The organism is Pseudomonas sp. CF161 (assembly GCF_000416215.1).
GTDB lineage: Bacteria > Pseudomonadota > Gammaproteobacteria > Pseudomonadales > Pseudomonadaceae > Aquipseudomonas.
This window is the reverse complement of record NZ_ATLP01000111.1, coordinates 41,804-53,277: the sequence shown is the minus strand read 5'-3', so window position 1 is coordinate 53,277 and position 11,474 is coordinate 41,804. Positions and strand designations below refer to the sequence as shown.

At 61.5% G+C, this 11,474-nt stretch carries 9 protein-coding genes and 1 pseudogene; 8 read left to right on the top strand and 2 right to left on the bottom strand.

Going from position 1 to position 11,474, the window contains the following annotated elements; genetic code table 11:
* Positions 1-82: 82 nt before the first annotated feature.
* From hfq to CF161_RS33760, 8 genes and pseudogenes are all read left to right on the top strand, one after another.
* Positions 83-343, top strand: coding sequence for an RNA chaperone Hfq (gene hfq / locus CF161_RS25125; RefSeq protein ID WP_007921378.1), 261 nt, complete (start codon positions 83-85; stop codon positions 341-343).
* Positions 344-355: 12 nt separating this feature from the next.
* Complete coding sequence (hflX, locus tag CF161_RS25120) at positions 356-1,657, top strand: ribosome rescue GTPase HflX (RefSeq protein WP_020299437.1); 1,302 nt, start codon at positions 356-358, stop codon at positions 1,655-1,657.
* 96 nt (positions 1,658-1,753) lie between these two features.
* Positions 1,754-2,929 (top strand): FtsH protease activity modulator HflK, encoded by a 1,176-nt coding sequence (gene hflK / locus CF161_RS25115; protein WP_020299436.1) that lies wholly within the window; start codon positions 1,754-1,756, stop codon positions 2,927-2,929.
* Positions 2,929-3,798 carry a protease modulator HflC gene (gene hflC, locus CF161_RS25110; RefSeq protein WP_020299435.1) on the top strand — a complete coding sequence of 290 codons (870 nt, stop codon included), beginning with the start codon at positions 2,929-2,931 and terminating at the stop codon, positions 3,796-3,798. Before hflK ends, hflC begins: the two co-directional genes overlap by 1 nt.
* Before the next feature lie 288 nt (positions 3,799-4,086).
* Positions 4,087-5,274, top strand: coding sequence for an ATP phosphoribosyltransferase regulatory subunit (locus CF161_RS25105; RefSeq protein WP_020299434.1), 1,188 nt, complete (start codon positions 4,087-4,089; stop codon positions 5,272-5,274).
* A gap of 54 nt (positions 5,275-5,328) precedes the next feature.
* Entirely contained in the window at positions 5,329-6,618 is a 1,290-nt protein-coding gene (locus tag CF161_RS25100; RefSeq protein ID WP_020299433.1) for an adenylosuccinate synthase, read from the top strand.
* 474 nt (positions 6,619-7,092) lie between these two features.
* Positions 7,093-7,785: pseudogene (locus tag CF161_RS33765) on the top strand (methyl-accepting chemotaxis protein); the annotation flags it as partial.
* A 21-nt stretch (positions 7,786-7,806) separates the two neighbouring features.
* Positions 7,807-8,691 (top strand): methyl-accepting chemotaxis protein, encoded by an 885-nt coding sequence (locus CF161_RS33760; RefSeq protein ID WP_371106546.1) that lies wholly within the window; start codon positions 7,807-7,809, stop codon positions 8,689-8,691.
* A 66-nt stretch (positions 8,692-8,757) separates the two neighbouring features.
* On the opposite strand, the gene CF161_RS25090 is transcribed toward CF161_RS33760, so the two are convergent.
* Both CF161_RS25090 and CF161_RS25085 read right to left on the bottom strand, forming a co-directional pair.
* Positions 8,758-10,323, bottom strand: a complete 1,566-nt coding sequence (locus CF161_RS25090; protein WP_020299431.1) for an iron ABC transporter permease — start codon at positions 10,321-10,323, stop codon at positions 8,758-8,760.
* Entirely contained in the window at positions 10,323-11,336 is a 1,014-nt protein-coding gene (locus CF161_RS25085; RefSeq protein WP_020299430.1) for an extracellular solute-binding protein, read from the bottom strand. Before CF161_RS25085 ends, CF161_RS25090 begins: the two co-directional genes overlap by 1 nt.
* Positions 11,337-11,474: the final 138 nt, after the last annotated feature.

Genomic DNA, 11,474 nt, shown 5'->3' with positions numbered 1-11,474 from the left:
TGCCGTCTATCCTTGGGGGTGTGGCGGCATAAGCCATCTGTTTTCTAATTTTTTATTATTGATCCTTAAAGGAGTGCGGCACATGTCAAAAGGGCATTCGCTACAAGACCCTTACTTGAATACTTTACGTAAAGAGAAAGTTGGGGTTTCCATCTATCTGGTCAACGGGATCAAGCTGCAAGGTACGATCGAGTCCTTCGACCAGTTCGTCATCCTGCTGAAAAACACCGTCAGCCAAATGGTTTACAAGCACGCTATCTCGACAGTGGTGCCAGTTCGTCCAATTCGCCTGCCTAGCGCATCCGAATCCGAACAGGGCGACGCTGAGCCAGGTAACGCCTGATAGGAGTCTCCTTTGTTCTTTGAGCGCCACGGTGGTGGTGAGCGAGTGATACTCGTTCACTTGGATGGACAGGACCCTGAGGCGCGCGAAGATCCGCAGGAGTTTCAGGAGTTGGCAAATTCGGCCGGCGCCGAGACCGTCGCGTTTTTTAACGTGCCGCGTCATCGGCCAACCGCCAAATTCCTGATTGGCAGTGGCAAGGTCGAGGAATTACGCGACCTGGTCCATGCCGAAAAGGCCGATCTGGTGATTTTCAATCACATCCTCACGCCCAGTCAGGAACGTAACCTCGAACGTGTATTCGAGTGTCGCGTGATCGATCGCACGGGTCTGATTCTCGATATTTTCGCCCAACGCGCCCGTACCCATGAAGGCAAGCTCCAGGTTGAACTGGCCCAGCTTGACCACATGAGCACCCGTCTGGTTCGTGGCTGGACTCACCTTGAGCGCCAGGGCGGCGGTATTGGCATGCGTGGTCCGGGTGAGACCCAGTTGGAAACCGACCGACGCCTGCTGCGGGTTCGCCTGCGACAGATCAAGGGCCGGCTGGAGAAGGTGCGCAGCCAGCGTGAACAATCTCGGCGTGGCCGGATGCGTGCGGATATTCCTACCGTTTCCCTGGTGGGCTATACCAACGCCGGTAAATCCACACTCTTCAACAACGTGACGAAATCGGACGTGTACGCGGCCGACCAACTGTTTGCCACGCTCGACCCGACCTTGCGCCGTCTGGATCTGGACGACCTGGGGCCGATTGTCCTGGCCGATACCGTGGGTTTCATTCGTCACTTGCCCCATAAGCTGGTCGAGGCATTTCGGTCTACGCTCGAAGAGTCGAGCAACTCCGACCTGCTGTTGCACGTGATTGACGCGGCCGAGCCGGATCGCATGTTGCAGATTGAACAGGTCATGGTGGTGCTGGGCGAGATTGGTGCCCAGGACTTGCCGATCCTCGAGGTCTATAACAAACTCGATTTGCTTGAAGGCGTTGAGCCACAAATCCAGCGCGACGAAAACGGCAAGCCACAGCGGGTCTGGCTTTCGGCGCGTGATGGCAGTGGCCTGGAGTTGCTTGAGCAAGCCATTGCCGAGTTGTTGGGCAGCGATCTGTTCGTCGGCACCTTGCGCTTGCCTCAACGTTTTGCTCGGTTGCGTGCTCAGTTCTTCGAACTGGGCGCGGTACAGAAAGAAGAACACGACGAAGAAGGTGTCAGCTTGCTGGCCGTTCGATTACCACGCTCGGAGCTGAATCGGCTGGTCAGCCGTGAAGGCGTTGTGCCGATGGAGTTCATCGAGCAACACACTTTGCAATAAAAGCCTGGGAAAGCGGTTGTGCCGCTGTGACAGGCATTCTGTAGCATTGGTCGGCGCGCCGTGGGTGCGTCTTTGCTTTATCAGATGGAGAGCGCTATGGCTTGGAATGAGCCGGGTGGCAACTCGAATAATCAGGATCCTTGGGGTGGTAAACGCCGCAATAACGGCGACCGCAAGGGGCCACCGGATCTCGACGAGGCCTTCCGAAAGCTGCAGGAAAGCCTGAATGGGTTGTTCGGTGGTGGTAAGAAACGTGGTGGTGACGAGGGCGGCAGATCGGGTAAAGGCGGTGGTTTCGGCTTGCTCGGTATCGGCCTTGTCGTACTGGCGGCCGTTTGGCTGTACAGCGCGGTTTACGTGGTCGACGAGCAGGAGCAAGCCGTGGTGCTGCGCTTCGGCAAGTACTACGAAACCGTCGGCCCGGGCCTGAACATCTACTTCCCGCCGATCGATCGCAAGTACATGGAGAACGTCACGCGCGAGCGTGCCTACACCAAGCAGGGCCAGATGCTGACTGAAGACGAAAACATCGTCGAAGTGCCGCTGACCGTGCAGTACAAGATCAGCAACCTGCAGGACTTCGTGCTGAACGTCGATCAGCCGGAAATCAGCCTGCAGCACGCGACCGACAGTGCCCTGCGCCACGTTGTGGGTTCCACCGCGATGGACCAGGTGCTGACCGAAGGCCGTGAATTGATGGCCAGCGAGATCAAGGAGCGTCTGCAACGTTTCCTCGATACCTATCGCACCGGTATCACCGTCACTCAGGTCAACGTACAGAGCGCAGCGGCACCGCGTGAAGTGCAGGAAGCCTTCGATGACGTGATCCGTGCTCGTGAAGATGAGCAGCGTTCGCGCAACCAGGCTGAAACCTACGCCAATGGCGTGGTGCCGGAAGCCCGTGGTCAGGCCCAGCGTATCCTCGAGGATGCCAATGGTTACCGCGATGAAGTGGTTTCCCGCGCCAAGGGTGAGGCTGATCGCTTCACCAAGCTGGTCGCCGAATACCGCAAGGCTCCTGAAGTCACTCGTCAGCGTCTGTACCTGGACACCATGCAGGAAGTCTTCAGCAACACCAGCAAAGTGCTGGTGACCGGTGGCAAGGGCGGGCAGAACAACCTGCTTTACCTGCCGCTGGACAAGATGATCGACAGCGGTCGTAGCAACAACGCTCCGGCAACGGGTGCGGCGTCTGCGGCTGGCAATGAAGTGAATGCACGTGCGGCGGCTGACTTGCAGCAACAGCAGACGCGTTCTAGGGAGAGTCGCTGATGAGCAATAAATCGCTGATCGCCCTGATTGTGGGTGTTGTCGTGGCGGTAGTTGCCTGGAACAGCTTCTACATCGTGGCTCAGACCGAGCGTGCGGTGTTGCTGCAGTTCGGTCGAGTGGTCCAGGCCGATGTCCAGCCTGGCCTGCATGTGAAAGTGCCCTACGTCAACCAGGTGCGTAAGTTCGATGCGCGCCTGATGACCCTGGATGCACCGACTCAGCGCTTCCTGACCCTGGAAAAGAAAGCGGTCATGGTCGATGCCTTCGCCAAGTGGCGGGTCAAGGACGCAGAGCGCTTCTACACCGCGACTTCCGGTCTCAAGCAGATTGCCGACGAGCGTCTGTCTCGTCGTCTGGAGTCGGGCCTGCGTGACCAGTTCGGCAAGCGCACCTTGCACGAAGTGGTTTCCGGTGAGCGCGACGCTTTGATGGCTGACATCACCGCCTCGTTGAACAAGATGGCCGAGAAAGAACTGGGCATCGAAGTTGTCGACGTACGGGTCAAGGCTATCGACCTGCCCAAGGAAGTGAACCGCAGCGTATTCGAGCGTATGAGCACCGAGCGTGAGCGTGAAGCTCGCGAGCACCGCGCCAAGGGTAACGAGCTGGCCGAAGGCATCCGTGCCGACGCCGATCGTCAGCGCCGTGTACTGCTGGCAGAAGCCTATCGCGAGTCTGAAGAGGCGCGCGGTGATGGTGATGCTCAGGCAGCGGCGATCTACGCCAAGGCTTACGGCCAGGACCAGGAGTTCTACGCGTTCTATCGCAGCCTGCGTGCCTACCGTGAAAGCTTCGCGAACAAAAGTGACGTGATGGTTCTGGATCCGGGCAGTGACTTCTTCCGTTACCTGGAAAAAGCCAAGCCTTGATCTCACACTGACCCAGATCACCCCGCCGGGCGGCTAACGCACTTGGCGGGGTGATCCTTTGGGAAAACGTGTGTATCATGCGGCAGCCGGGAAATTCCCGGCTTTTTTGCGTCTGCATGTTTGATTGGTCGATTCGTTCAAGAGCTCGACAAGATTTTTCGAGGAAAGTGGTCTGTACAGCTGATTCCTGGCTGCCTGTCCGGCTGAGTTCGCGTCGGATGCGATCGCTTTCTGCTTCACTCAAGGCTGGCCGAAGGCTTGCCGCCCGGATCATAGGGGAAAGGCGTAATGGCAACGGTAGACCGCTGGCTGCTGCCAGATGGCATCGAAGAAGTATTGCCGCCGGAAGCGGCGCGCATCGAAGTGGCGCGTCGTCAGGTGTTGGATCTGTTCCAGAGCTGGGGTTACGAGTTCGTCGTGACCCCGCATATCGAATACCTGGAATCCCTGCTGACAGGTGCCGGCCAGGATCTGGATCTGCGCACCTTCAAGGTCATCGACCCGCAATCGGGTCGGCAGATGGGCTTTCGGGCCGACATCACGCCGCAAGTGGCGCGTATCGATGCGCACACTTTGCGTCGTGAAGGTCCGAGCCGCCTGTGCTATGCCGGCAGCGTGCTGCATGCCCAGCCGCGAGCCCTGTCGTCTTCGCGCAGCCCGATCCAGTTGGGCGCCGAGTTGTATGGCGATGCCAGCCCGAGCAGCGACGTTGAAGTCATCAGCCTGATGCTGGCGATGCTGCAACTGGCTGATGTCCCGGATGTTCACATGGACCTGGGCCACGTCGGTATCTACCGCGGCCTGGCCCGTGCTGCCGGCTTGTCCGGTGAAGTCGAGCAACAGCTGTTCGATGCCCTGCAACGCAAGGCGATCGACGAGGTCATTACCTTGACCGAAGGCCTGCCTGCCGAACTGTCGGGCATGCTGCGTGCCCTGGTCGACCTGTGTGGCGGCCGTGAAGTATTGACCGCTGCCCGTGACCGCCTGGCCCACGCGCCGGCGCCGGTACTGGCGGCACTGGATGATTTGCTGGCGATCGCCGAGCGTTTGTCGGCGCGTTTCCCGGAGTTGCCGCTGTATTTCGACCTGGGCGAGCTGCGCGGTTACCACTACCACACCGGTGTGGTGTTCGCGGTGTTCGTTCCTGGCGTGGGTCAGTCCATCGCCCAGGGCGGGCGTTATGACGATATTGGCGCTGATTTTGGCCGTGCGCGGCCGGCGACCGGTTTTTCCACCGATTTGAAAACCCTGGTGACCCTGGGGCGTGCTGAAGTCGAGCTACCGTCTGGCGGTATCTGGATGCCTGACAGCACTGATGCGGCACTCTGGCAGCAAGTCTGTCAGTTGCGCGGTGAGGGTCAGCGTGTCGTCCAGGCGTTGCCTGGGCAGCCTTTGGCCGCCGCCCGTGAAGCGGATTGCGACCGACAATTGATTCAGCAGAATGGGCTTTGGCAGGTACTGCCGCTGTCTTCTTGAGTTTTCCCGCCGGCGGCTGCCGGCACCAAGTTTGCGCGAATGAGGACAAGTGTTATGGGTAAGAATGTCGTAGTCCTGGGCACCCAGTGGGGTGATGAGGGCAAAGGCAAGATCGTTGATCTGCTGACCGAACATGCTGCCGCCGTAGTGCGCTACCAAGGTGGCCACAACGCGGGTCACACCCTGGTGATCGACGGCGAAAAAACCGTCTTGCACCTGATCCCGTCGGGCGTACTGCGCGAAGGCGTGCAGTGCCTGATCGGCAACGGCGTGGTGGTTGCACCTGACGCCCTGCTGCGGGAGATCACCAAGCTGGAAGAGAAAGGCGTGCCAGTGCGTGAGCGCCTGCGTATCAGCCCTTCCTGCCCGCTGATCCTGTCCTTCCACGTTGCGCTGGACCAGGCCCGTGAAAAGGCCCGTGGCGAGCTGAAGATCGGCACCACCGGTCGCGGCATCGGCCCGGCCTACGAAGACAAGGTTGCACGTCGTGGCCTGCGTGTGGGCGACCTGCTCAACATGCCGCGTTTTGAAGACAAGCTGCGTGAACTGGTGGACTACCACAACTTCATGCTGGTGGGTTACTACAAAGAGCCGGCCATCGAGTTTGAAAGGACCCTGGCCGAGTGCAAGGAATACGCTGAGCTGCTCAAGCCGCTGATGCTGGACGTGACAGCCGAGCTGCACGACCTGCGTCGCGCCGGCAAAGACATCATGTTCGAAGGCGCCCAGGGCTCATTGCTGGACATCGACCACGGCACTTACCCGTACGTCACCAGCTCCAACACCACCGCTGGCGGCGTTGCGACTGGTTCGGGCGTTGGCCCGATGTTCCTGGACTACATCCTTGGCATCACCAAGGCGTACACCACGCGTGTAGGTTCGGGCCCGTTCCCGACTGAGCTGTTCGACGACGTCGGTGCGCACCTGGCCAAACAAGGTCACGAGTTCGGCGCGACGACCGGCCGTGCCCGTCGTTGTGGCTGGTTTGACGCCGTTATCCTGCGTCGTGCTATCGATGTGAACAGCATCTCGGGCATCTGCCTGACCAAGCTGGACGTACTCGACGGCCTGGAAACCATCAACATCTGCATCGGCTACAAAGATGCGCAAGGCAAGGACGTTGCTCCGACTGACGCGGACAGCTACGTAGGCCTGCAGCCTGTGTACGAAGAAGTGCCGGGCTGGACCGAATCGACCGTGGGCGCCAAGACCCTGGAAGAGCTGCCAACCAATGCCCGCGCTTACATCAAACGCGTTGAAGAGCTGATCGGCGCGCCGATTGACATTATTTCGACAGGTCCGGACCGCAACGAAACCATCGTTCTGCGTCATCCGTTCGCGTAATAAGTCGTTGATGTAAATCACAAAGGGCCCTGAATTGGGCCCTTTGTCGTATCTGGTGCTTGAACGGCACGACCCTTGCTGTTAACTCTGATTCTAGAGTGCCATCAATTTTATGGCGTCAAAGCAGAGGGATTTCCTGTGTCGGCCGTTCTCTCACTGTTACAAAGCCGTTTGCTGCGGCCGGTGTTCGTTACCCTAGGTATCGCCCTTTTGGTGCAGGTACTGGTGGCGGTTGCCCTGACCCGGAGCACGGTGACTGCGCTCGAGGCTGATCTTGCCGCCCGTCTGGGCGTTGATAGCCAGAAGCTGTCTGCGGAACTGGAGCAGGCCGGGCGTGAAGTCACCTCCAGCCTGGAGAGCCTCTCCAGCAGCACCCGTCAGCGCCTGACCGCGGGCCTGTCCTCGCGCCTGCAGGAAGAGCAGGCGCAGTTGCGCGCCACCCTGGAAAAAGACCTGAAGGACTCAGCCAATGACATGGCCCAATTGCTGGCGTCGGTAGCGCCGCGAGCCATGTGGGACAGCGACGTGCCGACTCTTTCCGAGTTCGCCCGGCGTGCGCAACGTAATCCCAACGTGTTGTTCGTGGTCTACGACGACGCGGCGGGCGAGCACTTGACCCGTTACCTGAACCGGGAAAACCCGATCAACAAGGCATTGCTGGAGAAGGGCAAGGGCGACCGAGCGCTGGACAAGGTGCTGGATGCGGCCAAGAACGACCCCTCGGTCTACTACCTCGAAGCGTCGATCAACCCCAATGGCGTGGAAATCGGCAAGGTGTTGATGGGGGTGTCCACCGCCTCGGTCGAGGCGGATGTGGCGGCGCTGGACAAGCGTTTTGCGGCGCTGATTGCCAGCAGCGACCAATTGGTTGGCGACAGCGTGAAAGGCGCCTCGGCAGAGAGCTCGGCGGCCATGCGCTCGCGCCTGCAATCGGCCCAGGGTACGGCCACGCAAATGCAGGCCAACACTGCCAGCACCGTGCAGGACGCGGCGCAGACCCTGCGCTGGCGGATCGGCCTGGGCCTGGCGCTGGTCGGCTGCGGCGTCCTGCTGTTGCTCGCGGTGGTGCTTGGGCGGCGTGTGGTCAACAAGCTGCACCTGCTGATTGCCGCGCTGAACGATCTGGCGGCGGGCGAGGGCGATCTGACCAAACGCGTGCAGCTCAACAGCAATGATGAAATCGGTGATATGGCCTCGGCGGTCAATCGTTTTGTCGACAAGTTGCAGCCCATCGTGCGCGAGGCGGGGGATGTGGCGCAGCGCACCGGGGTTGAGATCGGTGCCATGAGCCTGCGCAACGCCGGCGCCGATGCGGCGGCCGAAGCCCAGCGCGATGAAGTGGCCGAGAGCCTGCGGGCGCTCTCGCAAATGGCCGATGAGGCCCAGGCCGAAAGCCAGGCGATGCAGGCAGCGTTGCAGCAAGTGGTGGAGATTCGCCAAGCCACCGACGAGAACACCCGCACTTCGGCCCAGGTCGGCGGCCTGATCGAGGCGCTGGCGGGGCAGGTCGATACCGGGGCCAAGGTCATCGAGCGCCTGGCTCAGCAGAGTGAACAGATTGAGGTGGTGCTGACGGTGATCCACGGCATTGCCGAGCAGACCAATCTGCTGGCACTGAACGCGGCCATCGAAGCGGCGCGCGCGGGCGAAACCGGGCGCGGCTTCGCGGTGGTGGCCGATGAGGTCAGGGCTCTGGCCAGCAAGACCCAGAGTTCGACCGGCGATATCCAGGCCCATATCGGCGCCCTGCAGCAAGGCGCGCGTGAGGCCGTGGCGGCCATCGGCCAAGCCGGACGCCAGGCCAGCGAAGGGTTGTTGGTGCTGCGCGACAGTGCGCGGCTGCAACAGTCAGTGCAGTCTTCGGTGGAGCAGGTGCACGCCGCCATCGGGCTGGCGACCAAGGCGGCAGCCCATCAGGCGCAAGGTGCGCAAGCGGTGCGCGGGCGGGTTGAAACCATTCATGCCCAGGCCGAGCGCGCGGCTCAGGCGGTGGTGGAAACCACGGCCAGTGGCAAGGTCCTCGACAGTCTGGCTGCGCAGCTCAAGGCCAGCCTGGGGCAATTCCGGGCCTGACCGCCCGTATCGGCCAACCGACTCCTGCAGGGGTGTGGATAACTGCAGGAGCGGTTGCGCGCAGGTTCAGCGACTCAGGTACATCCGCGTGGTCAGCAGATACACCGGCAAGCCCGAGACCAGAATCAGCAGCGCCGCATAGGGTGCGGCCGCCGCAAACTCGACATTCGCCGTATGCGCCCAGACTTCAGTCGCCAGGGTGTTGAGCCCGGTCGGGCTAAGCAGCAGGGTGGCGGTGAGTTCTTTCATCGCATCCAGGAACACCAGGGCAAACGCGGCGCCAAGGGCTGGAAAGATGATCGGCAACGTCACCCGGCAGAATGCACTGAACGAGGAAGCGCCCAGGGTGCGCGCGGCTTCTTCGAGTTGCGGCGCGGCCTTGTTCAATGCGGTGCGGATGGGGGCCTGGGCCAGCGGCAGAAACAGCAGTGCGTAGGCGATCAGCAGCAACGCCGAGGTCTGATACAGCGCCGGCACATAGTGCAGGGCGAAGAACACCAGCGTCAGGGCGATCACCAGGCCCGGCAAGGCATGCAGCAGGTACGGCAGGCGCTCGGCCCACAGCGCCAGGCGGCCCTTGTAACGCACCACCAGCAGACCGACCGGTACCGCCAGCAGCAAACACAGCGCAGCGCCGCCCAAGGACAAAGCCAGGGACGAGAGCAGAGCCTCACTGATGGCCGCCACCGGGAAGGCCGCTGAAGAGCCCACGGCCAACCAGTAGGCAAGCATGCCCAGGGGGATGCCGCTGCCGATCACCGCCAGCAACAGGCAATAGACTTGCCCGCCCCAGGCCCAACGCCCCAGTCGAACCTGTTCGGCGTGACGCGCCGCACCCTGGCCGGTGCGCACATGGCGGCCCTTGCCGCGAACCCGCAATTCCAGCCACAGCAGCATCAGGCACATCGCCAGCAGCACGGCGGAGAGCATGGCTGCGTTGGCGTTGCTGAACTCCAGCTCGAACTGTTGATAGATCGCCGTGGTGAAGGTTTGCAGGCCGATGATCGACAGTGCGCCGAACTCCACCAGCATATGCAGGGCGATCAGCAGCGAGCCGGCCAGCAGTGACGGCCAGAGCAGAGGCAGGGTGATTCTGAAGAACACCCCCAGGCGGTTTTGCCCCAGGGTGCGCGCCGACTCTTCCAGGGACGGGTCGAGATTGCGCAGGGTCGCCGCCACCGGCAGGAACACCAGCGGGTACTTGGACAGCGTCATCACCAGGATCGCCCCGCCCAGCCCTTCGAAATGAGCGCTGAGGGAGACCCAGGTAAAGCTGCTGACAAAGGCCGGCACCGCAAAGGGCAGGCACAGCACCACGCCCCACAGCCGCCGCCCTGGCAGGTCACTGCGCTCCAGCAGCCAGGCCAGCGACAAGCCGATGACCGCACAGGCCAGCGTGACGCCGACCATCAGCAGCAGGGTGTTGCGCAGCAGCCCGAACACGTAGGGGCGCCACAGCAGGTGCAGGGCTTCAGCCCAGCCGGCCTGCCAGGCCTTGAGCCCGACGTACAGCAGCGGCAGCAGGCTCAGGCCGACCAGCAGCAGCACCGGCAGCAGCAGCCAGATCGACGGCCGCTTGCGCCGGGGGACATAACCGACGCGGGCCGTGCCGGCGGGCAGCGACAGGCTCATCAGTTCAGGCCAACTTCACGTTCCAGTTCCAGGGCTTCCTCGGCGTTGCCCAGGTCGGCGGGGGTGACTTTCGGTGCCTGCAGCTCGCTGAATGGCTTGAGCCCGCGATCCGACTCCAACCCCTTGCGTAGCGGGTATTCGGCGGTGGTCTGGGTGATGACCCGCTGGCCTTCTTCGCTGGCCATGTAGGCCAGGAACTGCTGGGCTTCCTTCGGATGTTTGCTCGACTTGAGCACCGCCGCGCTGGAGACCGTGATCAGGCCGCCGACGTCGCCGCCGGTGAAGTAGTGCAGTTTCGAATCCAGTTGGCCTTTTTCGCGTTGCAGGGCGAACCAGTAGTAGTTGTTCACCAGCACGGTGGCGACTTCGCCGTTTTCCACCGCTTTGAGCGCGACCATGTTGTTGCTGTAGGTCTTGCCGAAAGCGCGCAGGCCGGTCAGCCATTCTTCTGCGGCATCCATCCCGTGCAGCTTGATGATGGCCACGGCTTGTTCCTGGAACGCACCGCTGGTGGGCACGAAGCCGACTTTGCCTTGCCATTGCGGTTGGGCGAAATCGAGCACCGACTTGGGCAGGTCTTTTTCGTCGATCAGTTTCGGGTTGAATGCCACTACGCGCACCCGAGCGGTGATGCCGATCCAGGTGCCATTGGTGGCGACGTAGTCCTTGGGCAGGACCTCCAGGGTCGCGGCATCGGTCTTGGCCAGCAGGCCTTGCTCACCCAGCTTGTTCAGCGGTGGCGACTCTTCGGTGTAGATCACGTCGGCCGGGGAGCGATCGCCTTCTTCGACGACCTGGCTGGCCAGTTGATTGCTGCTGCCCTTGCGTACATTGACGCGGATGCCGGTCTTGGCTTCAAACGCCTTGGCGATGGCGTCGCCGACTTCCTTGTGCTGACCGTTATAGAGGGTCAGGGAAACCGGGTCGGCGGCCATGGCCTGTGACGCCCCCAGAATCAGGCCCAGCATCGAAACGGCCAGGCCGCGCAGCATCGGGTTATTGCGAATCGTCATGCGGGTACTTCCTCGCTTGCGGCTACATATCTTGAAATAATGATAAACGATATTGTTTCTCAAGTGCCTTTTTGCGGGAAATTGATAAGCAGGCTATCGGTCTTCAGCGCCGTCTTGGCGTCTCGCCTCTCCGTGTCA